Annotated in this window: 20 protein-coding genes and 1 rRNA gene; 8 read left to right on the top strand and 13 right to left on the bottom strand. The window is 49.2% G+C overall.

The genetic code is table 11. The features are described from left to right. The 3 genes from BM091_RS06105 to BM091_RS06095 all read right to left on the bottom strand — a co-directional run. Window positions 1-443 (bottom strand): 16S ribosomal RNA (locus BM091_RS06105); the annotation flags it as partial. Between the two features lie 201 nt (window positions 444-644). Next, window positions 645-1883 carry a peptidoglycan DD-metalloendopeptidase family protein gene (locus tag BM091_RS06100; protein WP_093394252.1) on the bottom strand — a complete coding sequence of 413 codons (1239 nt, stop codon included), beginning with the start codon at window positions 1881-1883 and terminating at the stop codon, window positions 645-647. A 16-nt stretch (window positions 1884-1899) separates the two neighbouring features. Then, window positions 1900-2091, bottom strand: a complete 192-nt coding sequence (locus BM091_RS06095) for a hypothetical protein (RefSeq protein ID WP_093394250.1) — start codon at window positions 2089-2091, stop codon at window positions 1900-1902. Window positions 2092-2222: 131 nt separating this feature from the next. On the opposite strand from BM091_RS06095, the gene BM091_RS06090 reads away from it, so the two are divergent. Next, entirely contained in the window at window positions 2223-3008 is a 786-nt protein-coding gene (locus BM091_RS06090; RefSeq protein WP_093394249.1) for a TatD family hydrolase, read from the top strand. A 2-nt stretch (window positions 3009-3010) separates the two neighbouring features. Further along, window positions 3011-3649, top strand: a complete 639-nt coding sequence (locus BM091_RS06085) for a Maf family protein (protein WP_218148817.1) — start codon at window positions 3011-3013, stop codon at window positions 3647-3649. Here the strand turns inward: BM091_RS06085 and BM091_RS06080 are convergent. From BM091_RS06080 to BM091_RS06035, 10 genes are all read right to left on the bottom strand, one after another. Further along, window positions 3630-4886, bottom strand: coding sequence for a serine hydroxymethyltransferase (locus BM091_RS06080; protein ID WP_093394247.1), 1257 nt, complete (start codon window positions 4884-4886; stop codon window positions 3630-3632). The two genes, BM091_RS06085 and BM091_RS06080, sit on opposite strands and share 20 nt — an antisense overlap. 81 nt (window positions 4887-4967) lie before the next feature. After that, entirely contained in the window at window positions 4968-5405 is a 438-nt protein-coding gene (rpiB, locus tag BM091_RS06075; protein WP_093394245.1) for a ribose 5-phosphate isomerase B, read from the bottom strand. A 27-nt stretch (window positions 5406-5432) separates the two neighbouring features. Then, window positions 5433-6692 carry a beta-ketoacyl-ACP synthase II gene (fabF, locus tag BM091_RS06070; RefSeq protein ID WP_093394244.1) on the bottom strand — a complete coding sequence of 420 codons (1260 nt, stop codon included), beginning with the start codon at window positions 6690-6692 and terminating at the stop codon, window positions 5433-5435. 18 nt (window positions 6693-6710) lie between these two features. Beyond that, window positions 6711-7451 (bottom strand): 3-oxoacyl-[acyl-carrier-protein] reductase, encoded by a 741-nt coding sequence (fabG, locus tag BM091_RS06065; protein ID WP_093394242.1) that lies wholly within the window; start codon window positions 7449-7451, stop codon window positions 6711-6713. Between the two features lie 6 nt (window positions 7452-7457). After that, complete coding sequence (locus BM091_RS06060) at window positions 7458-8657, bottom strand: electron transfer flavoprotein subunit alpha (RefSeq protein ID WP_093394241.1); 1200 nt, start codon at window positions 8655-8657, stop codon at window positions 7458-7460. Then, the gene (locus tag BM091_RS06055; protein ID WP_093394239.1) at window positions 8654-9448 is read right to left on the bottom strand and encodes an electron transfer flavoprotein subunit beta/FixA family protein; all 795 of its coding nucleotides are present in this window, start codon (window positions 9446-9448) and stop codon (window positions 8654-8656) included. Before BM091_RS06055 ends, BM091_RS06060 begins: the two co-directional genes overlap by 4 nt. Window positions 9449-9463: 15 nt before the next feature. Beyond that, a complete protein-coding gene (locus tag BM091_RS06050; protein ID WP_093394238.1) occupies window positions 9464-10633 on the bottom strand; it encodes an acyl-CoA dehydrogenase family protein in 1170 nt (389 codons plus the stop codon). 256 nt (window positions 10634-10889) lie between these two features. Next, window positions 10890-11072 carry a 50S ribosomal protein L32 gene (rpmF, locus tag BM091_RS06045; protein WP_093394236.1) on the bottom strand — a complete coding sequence of 61 codons (183 nt, stop codon included), beginning with the start codon at window positions 11070-11072 and terminating at the stop codon, window positions 10890-10892. A gap of 32 nt (window positions 11073-11104) precedes the next feature. Next, the gene (locus BM091_RS06040) at window positions 11105-11647 is read right to left on the bottom strand and encodes a YceD family protein (RefSeq protein ID WP_093394235.1); all 543 of its coding nucleotides are present in this window, start codon (window positions 11645-11647) and stop codon (window positions 11105-11107) included. 93 nt (window positions 11648-11740) lie between these two features. Further along, window positions 11741-12394 (bottom strand): alpha/beta hydrolase, encoded by a 654-nt coding sequence (locus BM091_RS06035; protein WP_093394233.1) that lies wholly within the window; start codon window positions 12392-12394, stop codon window positions 11741-11743. Between the two features lie 160 nt (window positions 12395-12554). Between BM091_RS06035 and BM091_RS06030 the strand changes: the two genes are divergently transcribed. From BM091_RS06030 to BM091_RS06005, 6 genes are all read left to right on the top strand, one after another. Beyond that, window positions 12555-12941 (top strand): universal stress protein, encoded by a 387-nt coding sequence (locus BM091_RS06030; protein WP_093394232.1) that lies wholly within the window; start codon window positions 12555-12557, stop codon window positions 12939-12941. Window positions 12942-12963: 22 nt separating this feature from the next. Beyond that, the gene (locus BM091_RS06025; RefSeq protein WP_093394230.1) at window positions 12964-13896 is read left to right on the top strand and encodes a sulfite exporter TauE/SafE family protein; all 933 of its coding nucleotides are present in this window, start codon (window positions 12964-12966) and stop codon (window positions 13894-13896) included. Next, the gene (locus BM091_RS06020; protein ID WP_093394229.1) at window positions 13897-14646 is read left to right on the top strand and encodes a TIGR02186 family protein; all 750 of its coding nucleotides are present in this window, start codon (window positions 13897-13899) and stop codon (window positions 14644-14646) included. Window positions 14647-14676: 30 nt separating this feature from the next. Beyond that, window positions 14677-17310, top strand: a complete 2634-nt coding sequence (locus BM091_RS06015) for a PEP/pyruvate-binding domain-containing protein (RefSeq protein ID WP_093394227.1) — start codon at window positions 14677-14679, stop codon at window positions 17308-17310. Continuing rightward, window positions 17267-17674 carry a response regulator gene (locus BM091_RS06010; protein ID WP_093394225.1) on the top strand — a complete coding sequence of 136 codons (408 nt, stop codon included), beginning with the start codon at window positions 17267-17269 and terminating at the stop codon, window positions 17672-17674. Before BM091_RS06015 ends, BM091_RS06010 begins: the two co-directional genes overlap by 44 nt. 125 nt (window positions 17675-17799) lie before the next feature. Beyond that, window positions 17800-18693: a universal stress protein gene (locus tag BM091_RS06005; protein ID WP_093394224.1), complete on the top strand. Its 894-nt coding sequence runs from the start codon at window positions 17800-17802 to the stop codon at window positions 18691-18693. Window positions 18694-18699 lie beyond the last annotated feature (6 nt).

Here is an 18699-nt window from a genome sequence, read left to right as displayed (position 1 = left end):
AACCCGAAGGCCTTCCTCACCCACGCGGCGTCGCTGCGTCAGCCTTGCGGCCATTGCGCAATATCCCTCACTGCTGCCTCCCGTAGGAGTCTGGCCCGTGTTCCAGTGCCAGTGTGGCCGACCACCCTCTCAGGCCGGCTACCCGTCGTAGCCTTGGTAGGCCATTACCCCACCAACTAGCTGATAGGACGCGAGCCCATCCCAGTGCAGGAGCTTCTCCGAGAGGCCCCCTTTCCCTACCCAGATCACCTCCAGGTAGGCTCATCCGGTATTAGCCCCACTTTCGCAGGGTTATCCCAGACACCAGGGTAGGTCACTCACGCGTTACTCACCCGTGCGCCACTTTACTCGGCCAAGCTTTCACCCAGCCTTTCTCGTGCGACTTGCATGTGTTAGGCACGCCGCCAGCGTTCACTCTGAGCCAGGATCAAACTCTCCAGTTAAACCACTACACTACCTCAATTCCTCTCACCCGCTCAGTGCCGCTATCCAGTTTTCAAAGATCGAACCCTTCCAAAACCCATCCTATCTATAACAAACCACAAACACCATGTCAACCAACTCAAACAACTCACATCACCAAAAAAGCGAACGCCTATCTACCAGATCCCCTCTGGCCAGGTCAAGCGTTTTTTGCAAAAAAATTATTTTTTCGAAGATCCATTGTGAGCCCTGGCAAGGGCCAGTGCCTTTACATACTCATCGTCCATAAGCTTTACATATTCATCGCATAAGCTTCTGAACCTCGCCATATGGGACCTGGGGACTGAAGTTACATGAGGCCACTTTGTTTTCAGGAAATTTACAGGTTTTCCATTCACATAAAACCGAAAATCGAGATGTGGCCCCGTGGCCAATCCCGTAGAACCAACATATCCTATCAACTCACCTCTTTTTACCTTTTTCCCCGCCCTGATTCCTCTGGCAAATCTGGAAAGATGCCCATAGGTTGTTTTGTAGCCATGACCATGCCTTATTTCTACGTACTTTCCGTATCCACCCTTCCACCCTGCGAAGGTTACCACCCCGTCTCCCAAAGCGCTTACCGGGGTACCCGCAGGAGCCGCATAATCAATTCCGTAATGAGGTCGGTATATCTTAAGTATTGGATGGAAGCGCCTGGCAGTAAAATAAGAAGAAATACGACGATACTGCAACGGGGCTTTCAGAAAAAAGCGTTCCTTTGAATTACCATTCCTGTCGTAATAGCCTTCTCCCTTTCCCGGAACATTAAAATAAAATGCTTCAAAGCTTTCCCCTTGAACAACCATCCTGGCAGCCAGTATCCTTGAGTCGCGTTCCCTGCCATTACGAACCTCTTTTTCGAGGAGTATTACGAAGATATCTCCCCTTCTGAGATCCGTGTTGAAATCCACGTCAGAGGAGAAAATATCTGACAGATCAAGAATCACACCGGGATGCAAACCCGCCTTTATCCCCGCCGTGTACATATTTTCATCGATAACACCAGAGACAACTTCGCGGATTTTCAGAACCGGATAATTAATGTCGTAAAAGGTCCACTTACCGGCACTTTTACCAAAGAGGTACACATTACCACCGCTCAGCAACTCCACCCTGTCCACCAGGGCGGTCTTTTCTTGAACAACAATTTTCAGGCAATCACCCGGTTTAGGGGAATAAAAATCCTGTAGCCGTTCAAGGCAGGAGATATTCTTTTTTAGTATTCCAAGTTCTTTGAAAATCGTCCAGAGAGTGTCTCCCCTCTTCACAGTCCTGGTGAGAGTTCTGTGGGAATCATAGTAGTTTTTGATATATTCAATCCGATCGGGATATCGGAAGTTTAAAGCCGCCCATGAAGTGTTACCGATGAGACAAAAAGATAACACAACGAGTATCCCAAAAAAGACCTTCCTCGTCATTTGCCATCCCCAAGTTCTATTTAACGACCAATTTCTTCAGCTCTTCCAGGCTTTCCCGAGCACGTTTCAAAATATCTTCAAACACATCAGAACGATGAGGGTCTACATAGCCGCAACCTCCATCGGCAAGCTTATCAAATACGGGCTGGGTTTCCAGAAACTCGATGAGTTCTTCCAGTACGGCAAGGGATTCCTCCATATTTTCCATCGCCTCAACTCCCATCATGCACCGTGAAAACTCAGGGACTTAAAGACTATATTGCCAAACCATCTGGATTTCTTATAAAAGAAACCTTTCTCATAGATCAAGCTTAAAGTCGAGTACCTGGAGGCTATGTCATGTACCTAATAGACACTCATGCACACCTGGATATGCCCGAGCTGTTTCCACAGCTAACCGATGTTTTAGATCGTGCGAAAAAAAATAACCTAATTCACATAGTAACGGTGGGGATCAACCTGGAGAGCAGTCACCGGGCAGCGGACATTGCCGAAACCCATTCCTTTGTTTCAGCCACCGCTGGAATCCATCCTCACGGTGCCCACGACCTGTCACAGGAGGAACAGGAACAGCTTGTGGCGTTACTTGAAAAACCCCGTGTAGTAGCCCTTGGTGAAACGGGTCTTGACTTTTACAGAAATTACAGCCCTCGAGATGATCAAATCCGCTGTTTCGGCCAGCAACTCGACATAGCCGTAGCAGCCGGGAAACCCGTAGTTTTTCACATCAGAGAAGCCTTTCAAAAGTTTTTCGAGATTCTGCGCCCTTACACAGGAAGGATAAAAGCGGGAATAGTGCACTGCTTTTCCGGAGATTGGCCCGTTGCTCGCAGATGCCTTGACATGGGGTTGTATTTATCAATCCCGGGCGTGGTCACCTACCCCAAGGCTGTAGCCCTTCAGGAGGTCGTAAAAAAGGCCCCTCTGGAGAGGCTTCTTGTGGAAACAGACGCTCCTTTTCTTACACCTGCGCCCTTTAGAGGTAAGGTCAACGAACCTGCCTATGTAGTTCACACGGCACGCAAGATAGCGGAATTGCGCAAGGAAGACTTCGAGAAGGTGGCGCACATAACAACCGAAAATGCCATGGATGTCTTCAAATTAGGGATTCGTTCGGAGAAGTAAACATGTACATTAACACTATGCCCATTATTCTGGCTTCCGCATCCCCTCGCCGAAAGCTCCTGCTCGAACAGGTGGGAATAGTGCCTAAGGTAATCCCGAGTCCCGTGGAGGAAGAAGGTTTTTTAAAAGATATCGACAACCCATCCAGGATTGTTGAGTCCCTGGCGAGGGCAAAGGCCCAATGGGTCATTGACCGTACAACATTGCCACGGGTTGCCGTGTTGGCCGCCGACACTGTCGTTACGTTAGAGGGAAAACTCCTGGGCAAACCGGCTGATGCAGGAGAAGCCAGGGCGATGCTTTCCAGCCTTAGCGGTTCGGTTCACCAGGTCTGGACGGGAGTATGTGTAGCCGTAAAATCGAGAAAACTCGAGATGCGCACATGGTCATGCTGTACCGAAGTGGAATTCCGCAAAATATCCGGGGAAGAAATAGACGCATACGTGCTCACAGGAGAGCCCTTTGACAAAGCCGGTGGATATGGCATTCAGGGGATGGCCTCGGGCTTTGTAAGAACCGTAAGGGGATCCTATACAAATGTTGTGGGATTACCTCTTGCAGAAACAATTCAGACCCTTATTGAACTTGAGGTTATTCGCCCAGGCACAACGCAAAGCCTAACTACTCAGAGTTCCCTGTAACGGACTTATGAAGTGGGAATGCCTCACAGAGCTCTTTCACCTTTTGCCTTATTCTGACAATACGAACCTCGTCGTTACGGAACATTAGAGCCTCATCGATCAGCGATGCAACTTCTTTCATTTCTTCCGGTCCCATGCCCCGTGTCGTTACGGCCGGGGTACCAATTCTGATTCCGCTGGTTACACCGGGCTTCTGAGGATCGAAGGGTATGGAATTTTTATTTACAGTTATCCCTGCACGGTCGAGAATTTCTTCGGCCTCTTTTCCAGTAATCCCTTTATTTCGCAGGTCTATTAAAATCAGATGATTATCCGTGCCGCCCGAAACAAGGCGATAGCCCTTATCAACGAGTGCCGCGGCAAGAGCTCTGCTGTTTTCAAGAATCCTCCGCTGGTATTCTTTGAACTCCGGGGTCATTGCTTCTTTAAACGCGACGGCCTTTGCCGCGATTACGTGCATAAGAGGACCACCCTGGATACCGGGAAAGAGCTGGCTGTCGAGAAGCCTGGCGTACCTTTCGTGAGAAAGGATCAATCCACCGCGAGGCCCCCGAAGGGTTTTATGGGTCGTTGATGTAACCACATCGGCGTAAGGTACGGGATTTGGATGGAGTCCTGCAGAAACCAGACCGGCAATGTGGGCCATATCCACCATGAGATATGCACCTACTCTATCACACACGGAACGGAAGGCTTCGAAATCTATAATTCGGGGATATGCACTGGCTCCCGCTATTATAAGCCTCGGCTTATGCTCCAGAGCCAGTTTTTCCAGCGTATCATAGTCTATCGTCTCAGTATCGGGTCTTACACCGTAAGAAACCACGCGATAGAGCCTACCGGAAAAGCTTACAGGGCTCCCGTGGGTGAGATGTCCTCCCTGGCTCAGGTCCATACCCATGATGGTGTCACCCGGCTTGAGCAGAGCGAAATAAACGGCCATGTTTGCCTGAGAACCCGAATGGGGCTGAACATTGGCGTATTCGGCTCCGAACAGCTTCTTGGCCCTTTCGATGGCAAGGGTTTCAGCTATGTCCACGAACTCGCATCCGCCGTAATATCGGCGTCCGGGATAGCCTTCCGCATATTTGTTGGTAAGAACAGAACCCTGAGCTTCCCTTACGGCACTGCTAACAAAGTTCTCACTCGCAATTAGTTCGAGCTTCGACCTCTGGCGCTCTTCCTCTTTCTTCAGCACCTCATAAATTTCGGGATCGATAACCGCCAAAGAATTCATCCGTAATTTCGCTCCATTACAGAAGTAAGTTCGTTCAAAAATCAGCTTTATACCACTATTCTGAAAGTTTACAAATTGTAATCATAAATTGTAATCATCAAGTAGCCTAATTCGCCTTTCATGGCGATGGCCTTCAAAGGATTCCTGCATCCAGACCCTAACTATCTCCAGAGCCATATCTTCTCCCGTAAAGCGCTCTCCCAGACATAAGACATTGGAATTGTTATGTCTCCTGCTCATTGCCGCAGTAAACGGTTCTATGGCGTTCACAGCTCGAATGCCTTTTATACGGTTTGCCGCCATACACATACCGATACCGCTTCCGCATACCAGGATTCCCCGCTCGGCGGCTCCTTCGATAATCTTTTTTGCCACCTTAAATGCGAATTCCGGGTAATCCACGGGGTCTCTTGAAAAAGTCCCCACATCCAGAACTTCATGGCCCTGCTCCGTCAAGCAGGCCTTGATTCTCTCTTTAAGACCGAATCCAGCATGATCCGAACCCAGGGCTATTTTCATACGGTAATGTTCCCTCCCTACGGGCAATCAGCCCTCAGAGAATTCTTTCATGACGATGGTAGCGTTGGTACCACCGAAGCCGAAGGAATTGGAAATGGCAACCTTCACGTCGGCTTTTCGTGCCACATTGGGAACATAGTCAAGATCGCATTCCGGGTCGGGATATTCGTAATTTATGGTGGGAGGAATGATTTTGTTTTTAATGGTGAGGGCCGTGTATGCTGCTTCGACGCCTCCGGCTCCGCCCAGCAGGTGTCCCGTCATGGACTTGGTGGAGCTCACTGCCAGCCGGTAGGCATGTTCTCCAAAAACCGTCTTAATTGCCATGGTTTCATACTTATCGTTAAGATCGGTAGAGGTGCCGTGGGCATTTATGTAGTCAACGCTTTCCGGGTCTATTCCCGCATCGTCCAGAGCCATTTTCATGCACCTTGCCGCTCCTTCTCCTTCAGGAGCCGGAGCCGTCATGTGATAGGCATCTCCCGTAAGCCCGAAGCCGCAGATTTCGGCATAAATCCTTGCTCCACGCTCAAGAGCCCGTTCCCGTGTTTCCAGAATCAGCACGGCAGCCCCTTCACCCAGGACAAATCCATCCCGTTCACGATCGAATGGTCTTGATGCCTTTTCCGGGGCATCGTTTCTCGTGGACAGAGCCCTCATAGCATTGAATCCAGCCACACACATGGGCGTAATGGTGGATTCTACTCCTCCTGTAAAGGCAACATCGATTATACCGTCCCGGATCATGTGAAAGGCAAGACCAACTGCATGAGTACCTGCGGCACAGGCAGTCTGGATGGAAAGATTGGGTCCTTTTGCATTATGTTGAATGGAAATCAGACCGGGAGCCATATTCCCTATAAGCATCGGGATGAAGAAAGGGCTGATCCTCCGGGGCCCTTTTTCCAGCATAATCTTGTGGGTCTCTTCTATGGTGGTGAGACCTCCAAGGCCACATCCCATTATAACCCCAACTCTGGGGGACAGCTCATCGGATATGGATATATTGGCATCTTCTGCTGCAAGGCGGGCGGCTGCCAGAGAATATTGCAAAAAAATGTCCATGTTTTTCAGGTTTTTCTTCGGAATGAAATCCTCTCCTCTGAAATTCTTAACTTCACCCGCGAATTTCGTAGCAAAATCGCTGGCGTCAAACCGCGTAATAGGCCCTATACCAGAACGTCCGGCAACGAGAGCCTGCCAGTTTTCTTCCACGCCTATACCAAGGGGCGTAACAAGCCCTATTCCCGTGACCACAACCCTTCTGGGTTCCCTCCTCTTAACCATCACCGGTTCTTCCCCCTGTTACATGAACATTCCACCGTTAACGTGGATCACCTGTCCTGTTATGTAAGCCGCTTCATCGGATGCAAGAAACCTGACCGCTGCTGCAACGTCTTCGGGCGTTCCGGTTCGCCCCATGGGGATTTGAGAAAGTAGATTTTTTTTCATATCATCCGGTAGCTCCGCCGTCATGTCCGTTTCTATGTAACCGGGAGCAACGGCATTTACCGTTATATTCCTGGATGCAAGTTCTCTGGCCAGAGATTTGGTAAACCCAACTATGCCGGCCTTCGCTGCGGCATAATTTGCCTGTCCGGCATTTCCGATAAATCCTATAACCGAGGTTATGTTGATAATCCTTCCCCATTTTTTTCTGAGCATGGGCTTAATGACGGCCTGAGAACAGAAAAACACACTGTTCAAGTTGGTTCTTATTACGGCGTGCCATTCATCGGGCTTCATTAACACCGTCAAATTGTCGGCCGTAATGCCGGCATTATTCACGAGGACATCAACCCGCCCGCACTGTTCCAGGATTGCCCTGAAACCTTCTTTTACTTCCTCTTCCTTTGAGACATCAAAGGGAAACAAATAGGCTTTTCGACCTATTTTTTCGATTTCCCCGGCTACCTCTTTCGCCCTGTCCTTATTGCTTCTAAAGTTTATGACGACATCCATTCCCGCCTTTGCAAGACCAAGCGCCACGGCTCTGCCAATCCCCCGGCTTCCTCCCGTAACCACAGCAACACGGGTCTCGCTCATTATTCCTTACGCCTCCTCTCCCCGCTCCTTCTTTATCTTTTTGATAAAGGCCGGAACGAATTCGAACAAATCGGCCACGACGCCGCAATGACATACTTCAAAGATCGGAGCTTCGGGGTCTTTGTTTACAGCCACTATCACCTGAGATCCCTGCATACCCACAATATGCTGTATCGCTCCGGAAATACCAACGGCCATGTACAGTATGGGGGCAACGGTGCGGCCGGTCTGCCCAACCTGCTGTGACGGATCGGCGAAACCAGCTTCTACGGCTCCTCGACTTGCCCCAACAGCCCCGTTAAGTAGCTCCGCCAGTTCGTAGAGCATGTTAAAGTTTTCCTTGCGCCGCAAACCACGGCCTCCTGAAATTACCACATCTGACTCCACAAGAGATGCCGAGGGGCCTTTCAAAACCCGTTCCTCCAGTACTTCAATACGGGATTTGAAAAATTCTCCCGGAAGTTCAACCGATTCCACAACACCTTTCGCCACTTCGGATGCTCTTTCTGCCTTCATAACCTTGGGGCGCACTGTTGCAATCTGCGGACGGGTATTGGGACAGAGTATTGACGCCATTATGTTACCACCGAAGGCGGGGCGGGTTTGTACAAGCAGTCCCTCGTCGTTAATGTCAAGTTCCGTACAGTCGGCGGTCAGGCCTGTTTTCAGCAAGGCCGCTACTCTGGGAATGAAGGAGCGACCCGTTGAAGTACCACCGGCAAGGAGAATCTCGGGTTTGTAGCGCCTTACCAGTTCTGCCAGCACGTTACCGTACACATCGTCTCTGAAGTACTGCAACTCCGGATGATCAACCACATAGACTATTTCGGCACCATATTCGAAAAGCCTCTCTTCAAGGCCTTTTAATTGATAACCGAGCAATACCGCCCCCAGTGGGACTCCCTTTTTACGGGCAAGTTTCCTTCCCGTCGTGAGGAGTTCATAGGTCACTCGATGTATTTCTCCGTGCCGCCATTCGGCAAAAACCCAGATGCCTCGATACTCGTCAATACCTTCTCTTGCCCCTTTTCCAACCTCCGGTAAGCTTATGGCCTCTTCCGGGCACGTATCAACACAGATGCCACAAAGAGTACAATCATCCGAAACTTCGGCATATTCCTCGCCAACCGATATGGCTTCTACAGGGCAGACCTGAGCGCATTCGCCACAGGCCGTGCATCGCCGCTTATCGATTATAGCCTTCATAACCCCGGTATCCTCTTGCTTTTAAGCCATTCATAGAGCTGTTCAACCTGTTGCTCAATCGACCCTTCGAGGATAATTCGATCTCCTTTTCTCTCCGGACTGAAAACCCTTATAACCTGCGTAAAGGACCCTCTGAGGCCCACATCGTCTTCCTTCAAATTGAGATCCTGAGGACCCCATACGGGGATTTCATACCTTCTTGCCCTCAAGGTTGCCCGATAGGAGCGCGGGCGGGGATTGCCAACATCTTTGAGAACGGTAATCAGGGCGGGTAAAGGTAGCTTCCAGACGGCCATGCCTTCATCGGTCTGACGGACTACCTTGAGATGTCCTCCATCAAGGGGTTCAAAACCTTTCACACAGGTTGCGTAAGGAATATCCAGAATGGTAGCCAGCTCCGGGCCGACCTGTGCGGTATCGCCGTCAACGGCCTGTTTCCCACATATAACCAGATCTACCGGCCCCAGTTTTCTTATGGCTGCCGCAAGAGTATAGGAAGTCGCCCACGTGTCGGCACCTGCAAAGGCCCTATGGCTCAACAGCACTGCATCATCGACACCTCTCGAAAGAGCCTCTATAAGCACATCTTTTGCCTGAGGAGGGCCCATTGTAACGGCGGTTATTCTAATTTCGGGGTTGTGATCTTTGAGCCTTAAGGCAGCTTCCAGGGCAAAGTAGTCGAAGGGATTCAACATGGAAGCTACACCCTGGCGAACGAGGGTATTGGTCTCCGGATCTATACGCACATTCTGTGTTTCCGGCACCTGTTTGATGCACACAACTATATGCATGGCACAACCCTTCTTTTAAATCAGGGATTCTTTCTTGCGACCGTATTCTTTGTTCAATTCCTGTCCGATTATGTTCCGCTGTATTTCGTTCGTTCCTTCGTAAATCTGAAGTATTTTCGCATCCCTCAGCAATTTCTCCGTCGGGTAATCTCTCATGTAACCATACCCGCCGAGAATCTGAACGGCCTCGAGGGCAACTTCGACGGCAACATCGCTGGCAAAGACCTTGCACATTGCCGCAATTTTGCTGGCATCCCTGGGATCGGTATCCAGATATCGAGCTGCAGAATATATCAGAGCCCTGGCAGCTTCCAGCTTTGTAGCCATGTTGGCTATTTTATGCTGAATGGCCTGAAAGGATACAATGGGTTTTCCGAACTGAACTCGTTTCCTGGCATATTCAACCGCTATATCCAGGGCTTCCTGAGCAAGCCCCAGGCCCAGGGCACCGATCCCCGGACGGGACTTGTCGAAGGTCTTCATAGCTATGATGAACCCCATACCCTCACGGCCAATGAGCCGATCTTTTGGAATACGGCACTCGTTGAAGACAAGCTCCCGAGTTGCAGAAGCCCTGATGCCTAACTTCTTCTCTTTCTTACCGAAGGTAAAACCAGGATCCCCTTTCTCCACAACAAAACAGCTCGCACCACGCGGGCCTTTGGTGGGGTCGGTTACGGCAAAAACGGAGTATATGTCCGCTTCCCCGCCGTTGGTAATCCACTGTTTCGTTCCCGTGATGATGTATTCGTCCCCTACACGAACGGCCCGGGTCCTTATGGCAGAAACGTCACTGCCGGCACCCGGTTCAGTCAGGGCAAAGGCGGCAAGCTTTTTCCCTGATGCGATTTCAGGAAGATATTTCTTTTTAAGTTCATGGCTGCCGAAAAGCAAAATGGGATAGGCCCCCAGGCCGCTGGCCGCAAAGCTTGTTGCTATGCCGATGCAGCCTCTGGCAAGCTGTTCAACAACGAGGCAATTTTCGAAAATACCGCCGCCAAGGCCACCGTACTCTTCGGGAATACAAACGCCGAAAAGGTCGGTTTTCGCCAGAACCTTTAAAACCTCCCAGGGAAACTCTTCCGCCTCATCCAGCTCTGCTCTGACCGGTCGTATGTAATCCCGCGTTACCTCGTAAGCGATTTCCTGCAAAATTTTTTGTTCTTCCGTGAGAAAATAATCCACCTTCCCGCCTCCTCAAGGCCCGTAAACCCCGAAAACCCGTGAACTCAAGCGAAGGTCGGTCACATCGCAAAGCCAAAACATTTCATCACAGCCCTTGCCGAAATAAACAAGACATCTCGGGCTTAAAGGAACTTTGATGTTTTTTTAACAATAGCTTCCGCCATCACCCACGGCGGGAGACAAAAAACTATTAGACTAAAACACGGCCAATCTCAACACCCATACGCACCTTAACGAAAGCCGGTGTTGAAGAAAGCTACTCTTCTTCAATCTTCAGCACATCTCTACCTCTATAAGTTCCACAGTTCGGGCATACCCTGTGGGGTAATTTGGGGCTCTTGCACCTGGGACAGAGATAAAGGGCCGGCGCAGAAATGGCATCATGAGACCGCCTGTTGTTCCTTCTAGATCTGGATGTTCTCCTTTTTGGTACCGCCATAGCATAATCTCCTTTCCGTTCTAAAAAATATCTCAGGACGAAAAAGAATCCCTCAGTTCTTTCAAAGTCTCGAAAGGCGAAAACTCCATTCTTTTACACGAACATGTCTGGATATTCAAATTTTTCCCGCACACGGGACACAGACCCTTACAGTCTTCGCTACAGAGAAGCACCTGAGGGAGGCTGAGAAATATTTCCTCGGCTACGAGAAGATCCACATCTATTTCGTCGCCGTCAAAAAATTCCCACAGGAGGTCCTCCTCGCTCAGCTCCACTTCATCCTCTTTCAAATATGTGGGCTTCCTCTGTAGAAAAGTTTCTACAGATATTTCCAGAGGAAAGGAAAAGGACTCAAGGCAGCGGTGACACACCATGTTCAGTTTCCCACGAATACTTCCCGTAACGTGAACCTGAGAAGCCTTCCTGAACAGATAAATCTCCACACTCAGAGGATCGGGAATGGCAATTCCATGGGGATCTTTTGGAGCCAGGAATGACTGGATTGATTCCTGTCCCCATAAAAAAACAAGCTGCTTACCTTCTTTCGGTATATCTTCCAGTTTGATGCGCATCATTTTTATCTCCAAAATTTTAGACTGGCGGCATGAGTATAAAGAGGCGCAAAGGTCTGTCAAGCCTGTAAAAAGCCAATGTTGGAATGATCTGTTCTAACGGACTTTGTTAATGATTCTCCTTTTTTTATGCTCATCGAGGAACTTCTTAATTGCCTCAGCAATAGACCCACCATGCCCGACGTAGAAGTGGTCTGCTCCTTCCACCATGAGCTTTTCAACATTTTCAGTTACATCCCCGATCCATTTTGCAAGAGACGGGGGTGAGCAGTAGGGATCTTTTGATCCGAAAAGAACCAGAGTCGGAAAAGAGGGTTCTGAAAAACCCGGAAACGCCATGAAATCGACGGGGGGCGACACAAGTACCATCCCCGCCCAGTCTTTCACACGATCCATTATCCTTGCAAGCACCCAGGCTCCAAAAGAATATCCTGCAGCCCATATTTCCCCAACTCCTCTGTTCTTAAGGAATCTATAGCAGGCAAGAACATCAAGCTCTTCCCCAGATCCTCCGGAATACACGCCCGTACTCATGCCCACACCACGAAAATTGAACCTCAGAGTGCTAAAACCACAAGACAGGAAGGCATCCTCTATCGCCAGCACCACATTGTTGTCCATGTCTCCACCGTAAAGTGGATGGGGGTGGCATATTAGAACGGCTTCCAGGGGAGATCCGACACGGAAGGAGGCTTCAAGTCGGACTCCATCATCCACACTTACGAAGATTCTGGAATTACAGGATCCCATTTAAATCACCTCGAAGAGGGCTGATAGGTTTCATTATGAAACATAAGCGAACCCCACATAGGGCAAAAACTTCAATACCTTTTAAAGAAATCCCAGTCAATGCAATAAGTTATTCCCACTGGAACAATTCTTGATTTTCACCCCAATGGAGGCAGCGGAGATGGAGGACAGGATTCTTGCGGTAATAAACGGAAAAGAACTTCTTAGGGAGACTCTCGTAAGGGCCTGTGAGTTTGCCGCCAGAACATCGGCGGCGGTGCTTGTGCTTGTGGTTCTGCAGGAAGATTCAGATTGCCTTCTGGAATCGGAAATTCGGTCCAGGATTGAGCCTTTAATTGACGAGCAGCGCCTTAACGGGATCAACGTCGAATACTTTATTGTCTGGGGTGACGTTAGAAGGGAGGTGATACGTTTCATTGTGGAACATAACGTGAATTCAGTGGTGTGGCCTTTTGTGGAAAACGAAGAAATTCTGTCTGCCGCCGTGCAGGTTCAGCGTGTTACAGGCTGTAGAGTTGAATTTGTGCGTTCCAGAATGAAACAATAAAATCTTCCTGAGAGGTGTAACGATGGGTCTTTACATGTACTTACCCATAGCCGGGAATGCCATCAATGTTATTCTGGTACTGGGTCTGGGCTTAATAGTTGGGTTGCTGTCCGGGATTTTCGGAGTGGGAGGCGGATTTTTAATGACGCCTCTTCTTATTATGATCGGCATTCCCCCAACGGTCGCAGCCGCTTCCGATTCTAATCAGATAGTTGGGGCTTCGACCTCAGGCACATTGGCCCACTTCAGGCTCGGCAATGTGGATTTCAAAATGGGATCTCTTCTTCTCATAGGCGGAATACTGGGTGGAACCCTCGGAGTGCAGGTCATCAAAATATTACGTCACCTGGGAAATGCCGACTTTCTGATAAAGATAACCTACGTCATTATGCTCGGATTTATCGGAACCTATATGTTTCAGGACAGTCTCAAAGCAATGAGAAAGCCTGCACCGTCCATGGTCACCACCCCCTCAAAACCCTCAAGATCCCGTTACGCTGAGCTGATCAGGAAGTTACCCTGGCAGGTTCATTTTGAAAAATCAGGAGTCACACACTCAGTCCTGCTTCCATTGGGTCTCGGAACCTTTGTGGGAATCCTTGCAGCTATTATGGGCGTTGGTGGTGGATTTATCATGGTTCCGGTCATGGTTTACCTGCTCAGGATGCCCATGCATGTGGTAGTGGGTACAAGCCTGTTTCAAATACTTTTTACCTGCGTGAACGTTACCATCATGCAGGCTTATCTCAATCATACGGTTGATTTTATGCTGGCTCTATTCCTCCTGCTGGGATCAACGGTGGGGGCACAGTTCGGCGCCCGAATAAGTAAGCGCCTTAGGGGAGAGCAGTTAAAGATCTTCCTTGCAATCCTCGTTCTTCTCGTGATGGTGAAAATGTTGCTGGGACTTCTGCTGCCACCGGACATCATGCTTGCTTACAAAGGAGGACACTAAATGGTTCGAAAAATCAGACAGGCCGTCTTTCTGTGTATTTTTCTCCCCTTTCTTTTCGGGGGGAGTGTGCAAGCCCTGGAAAATTTCACGGTAACGCCCGAAATAATCAATATAGATGCTTTTTATCACGGCACTTATATAGCCGTATCGGGTTACGTTCCCGAGGATGCCAATGTTGCCGTAAGATTCATAGGTTCGCCACAGGAGTTCCATCTTAAAAGAAAAGGGAAAATCTTTGGACTTTTATGGATGAACATGGACACGGTCACTTTTAAGGGCGCTCCGGGCACCGTTATAGTTTATGCGTCAAGTGCTGAGCTTGCGGAACGGCTTGGTTTGAAAAGTCTCAGAGATAAAATAACGATAGAAACGGAATCGGAGGTTGATCGTTCGCTATTATTCAACGAGTTCCTCAAGCTGAAAAAAAGTGAAGGTCTTTATAGCGAAAATGTGGGAACGATAAGCTTTGGAGGGGCGAGCGGCGGAAACAGGCAATTCTTCGCCAGAGTTCATCTGCCTTCCAGGCTTGCCCCTGGTCATTACAAACTCCAGGTTTATGTCCTGTCAGAAGGCAAGGTTGGGCAGGTGCTTGAACGACCAATTGAGGTCAGGTTGACGGGGTTTCCGGCGATCCTGGCCGCTCTGGCCTTTAACCACTCTGCCCTTTACGGGATTCTGGCTACGGTGATTGCGGTTTTTGCAGGACTCCTGATGGGCTTCCTTTTCGGCGGAAAAGGAGGATCACACTAACCCTTAAGCCCCTGTGGGGTAGTACAGGCCATGACCATAGTAAAAAGGCTTCTGTCCAGGCTGGTCAGAGTCAGAAAAAAGAGGCCGCCCTATCCTTTTGCGGTTATTTTCGATACCTTTCGCACCATTTTGAAGCAGAACAACCGAATCCTGGAGCTCATTGCCGACATGGGAGAAAAACTGGGCGGTGAATATGTCTTCGACCGGCAATATATAATTTCCATGTGCGAGGCAGTAGGCGATGAGGTTTACAAGCTCATTTACAACCTGAACCTGCTCGGAGAGCGACGATACCATGCACTTTATGAAGCCTACGAAAGGATCCGCCGGGAAATCGAAGAAGAGCTGGCAGGTCGTCCAATCATAGCTCATACCGCCTATGTACTGCCTCTGGACCTCATAACCAGGGATTCAGCCGACGAAGCAGGCGGGAAAGCGGCCAATCTGGGAGAAATAAAGAATGTCCTGTCACTCCCAACACCCGAAGGCTTCGTTATCACAACAAAAGCATTCCAGGAAATCACGGAAAGCCTTGAAATTGACGGCATCGTACAGGAATTGCGAGAACTGTTCGACCGTGGCGAAGAAAGAAAGTTGCTCGAGAGAACAAAACGCTTAAAGCATCTGATTATGGACGCCAAGATACCGAAGCGCTTGAGTGGAGAAATAGAAAAGGCAGTAAACGAAGTGACCGAAAAAACCGGTACAACGAGGCCCTTTTTTGCCGTTAGAAGCAGTGCCTGGCTTGAAGATTCTCAACATAGCTTCGCAGGTATTCTCAGAAGTGTCCTGAACGTCAGGAAAAATGCAATTCTGGATGCTTACTTTGATGTACTTTCCAGCCTTTACTCCTATGAAGCCCTCACATACCGTTTTCGAAAAGGGATTAAGGAACATGAATCTCTCATTGCCGTACTCTGTCAGGTTATGATTTATCCCAGGTGTAGCGGCGTACTGTACACCCTTGATCCTCTCAACCCTGCTCAGGGGGTTATGCGTATCAGTGCTTCATGGGGGTTAGGGCCGTCTGTTGTGGAAGGGCGTGGCCGTGCAGATGAGTTCACCGTTGACAGGACGGCACCCTACTCGGTCATCTCGATGAGAATAGTCAAGAAGGAATCTCAGCTCGTGGCGGTTGATGAAGGTGGCGTTGAGTGGAGAGATGTACCGGAGGAGCAACAATATGAACCCTGCCTTCATTCCCCTGAATTGAGCAGGTTGGCCGATATGGGGATGCTTATAGAGCGTTACTTTAAAAGGCCCCAAGACATTGAATGGGCTCTGGATCGAGACGGCAGCTTATACATCTTGCAGGCTCGACCTCTGATAATAAGTAAGCCGGAAAAACCCAACGGCTGTGACCTGGCGACTCTTTTACTTTCGGCACCGGTCATCATGTCGGGCAAGGGAGCAATCGTCCATCAGGGTGTGGCTGCAGGCAGGGTTTTCGTACTGGAGGATCTGGATAAGATGGATCAAGTCCCTCACGGCTCAATTCTCGTTGTTCGACATACATCGCCCCGCCTTGCCAGATTGATCAGACATATAAGAGGTATAATTGCCGATTACGGATCGCCAACGGGTCATCTGGCTACCATTGCCAGGGAATTTCGTATCCCAATGCTCGTTGGGACCGAAAGTGCCACCGAGGTCCTGAAAACCGGAATGGAGATAACCTTAGATACTACTCAAAATGCGGTCTTCAGGGGCGTGATAAACGAGCTATGCCTGCAGGAGCTGACAGAGGAAACGGTATTTGAAGAATCCTATGAATACAGGCTACTGCGCAGGGTACTGAAGAAAATGAGCCCCCTGACCCTGCTGGATCCCCAGAGTTCCGACTTCATTCCCCAACGCTGCAGGACTTATCACGACATAACGAGATATGTCCATGAAAAAGCAGTCGATGAGATAATCAGAATAAGCGAGACCTATCCTCACGAGGTGGGATCCAGACCCAGGATGCTGGTATTGCCCATTCCACTTGGTCTTTTTGTCGTCGACATAGGCGGAGGACTTCACCAATCGCAGCCTTTGCCGTCTAAAATAAGCCCCGGGGACATAGCGTGCACTCCGCTAAGTGCTCTGCTGGAAGGTCTGTTGCTACCCGGTATATGGAGCACAGAACCGGTTGAAGTGGATTTCGGCAGTTTGATGTCAAGCGTTACGAAAACTTTCTCCTACAATGTGGCGGCCCCCGATCAGATAGGAAGAAACCTCGTTGTGATCTCAAGGGATTACATGAACCTGAACTTACGCCTGGGTTATCATTTCAACATTGTCGACGCTTATATTACCGAAAATCAGAACGACAACTACATTTACTTCAGATTTGCAGGAGGAGTCACCGACGATGTGCGTAAATCCCGACGGGCCAGATGTATTGGCCACATTCTTGATACCTTTGACTTTGTGACTGAAGTAAGAGGAGATCTGATAGTCGGTAGGGTCAAGAAGTTGAACAGGTCACAGATGTACGAGCGCATGAAAATCCTGGGAGCTCTCATCGGCTACACCCGTCAACTGGATACTCAGATGGACTCGGATGCGCTGATTTTTCACTACGCCGACAGGTTTGTTGAAACTTTGCACAGTTTAACGAAAGTAAAAGGAGGCGAACATGGATGTCAGGCAAAAAACTACAATACTGGTTCTGGACGATGAACCAATAGTCTGCAAGCGGCTTAAGCCTTACCTGGAAAAAAACGGATACGAAGTGGAGGTTTTTACGGACAGTTCCAAGGCCATGGAACGGGTTATGGAGAAAGATTTTGACATTGTTATTACTGACCTCAAAATGGAAGGCATAGACGGTATGACCTTTCTTACCCGTGTAAAGGAGAAATCGCCTGCCACTCAAGTAATAGTGATCACGGGATTTGCCACCATGGAAACGGCAAGGCAGTCTTTCCAGAAAGGTGTATTTGACTTTATTGCAAAGCCTTTCAAGCTCAGCGAAATTTACGAAATCGTTCGAAGAGCGGAAAAAAAGCTCCGGCAGGAAGCCTTACAGGATACCGGTGCGTAGAGCAGCCGTTTTAACGATGAATTCCCGATTACCTGATCTTCGTATCTGGTTGTCCCTGAAATAATCATCAGCTGGCCCGGGTACAGGTCGTTGTGAAAAACATTAGTCTTAAAGGAGGGTTTACCATGAGAATACTTTTCGTGGCCGATCAGCATGAGTACAGTTTGTATGCGCTCGACGAATTAACCCATGTGGCCGAGAATACCTTCTCAGATGTCACGATGCTGGGGATATTGCCTCGTCAGTTAATTCCAAAAAGGGGATGCAAAGGCGGATTGTTCGATCTCGGCTTTGAACATCCCTTGATCGATGCCCTCGAAAGGTATCGCCAACGCTTCATGGAACACTGGAAGCCAGAAGAATGCCCATACAGGGATAACGACTTCCGATACGAGTGGTTTTGTGTTGAAGAAGGGCATTACGAACAGATCAAGGTCTGTCGGGGAAGGCTCAAGGACCTGAGGGTAAAGATCAGATTCGGCCAGCCCGTAGCAGAAGTTCTCTCTGCCGTGGACGAAGAAGGAGTTAGTCTGGTTGTGCTGGGTTGCACTTACGGCCCTGAATGCCTATGGCAAGACGATCCTGCTTTCCCCAGAAAGCTGGTTAATACACTGCCCTGCTCCGTGTTGCTCGTAAAGGAAAAAGAACCGATTAACGAAATTCACGCCTGTCTTGATGAAAGCACCATAACGCAGGAATCTCTCGAGTTGGTAAATCAAATGGCAGTGATTCACAACGCAAAGCTGAATATAATAGCTTTGACCAAAGGTGGAGGGGTCAAGCGCGATGTTTACGCCTGGTTCGACGAAATTTACGGGTATTACAGAAACAGGGGACTTGATGTATCGAGTAGCTTCACCGAGATTGACGATTTTGAGAAGTTTATAACCGAGAGGGTGCAGAACGGTCTGCTGGCCTTGTGGATGGGGAAAAAATCGCTGCTGGACCGCCTTTTTCAGCGTGACTCCATCGAACACTTTATCGGCACCAGCCGTACCTCTGTCCTGGTTTTAAGGTAGGCTGCA

Origin of the sequence: Thermodesulforhabdus norvegica, assembly GCF_900114975.1 — a bacterium.
GTDB lineage: Bacteria > Desulfobacterota > Syntrophobacteria > Syntrophobacterales > Thermodesulforhabdaceae > Thermodesulforhabdus > Thermodesulforhabdus norvegica.
Note: the sequence above shows the minus strand (reverse complement) of the source record. Positions and strands in the feature narration are given on the sequence as shown.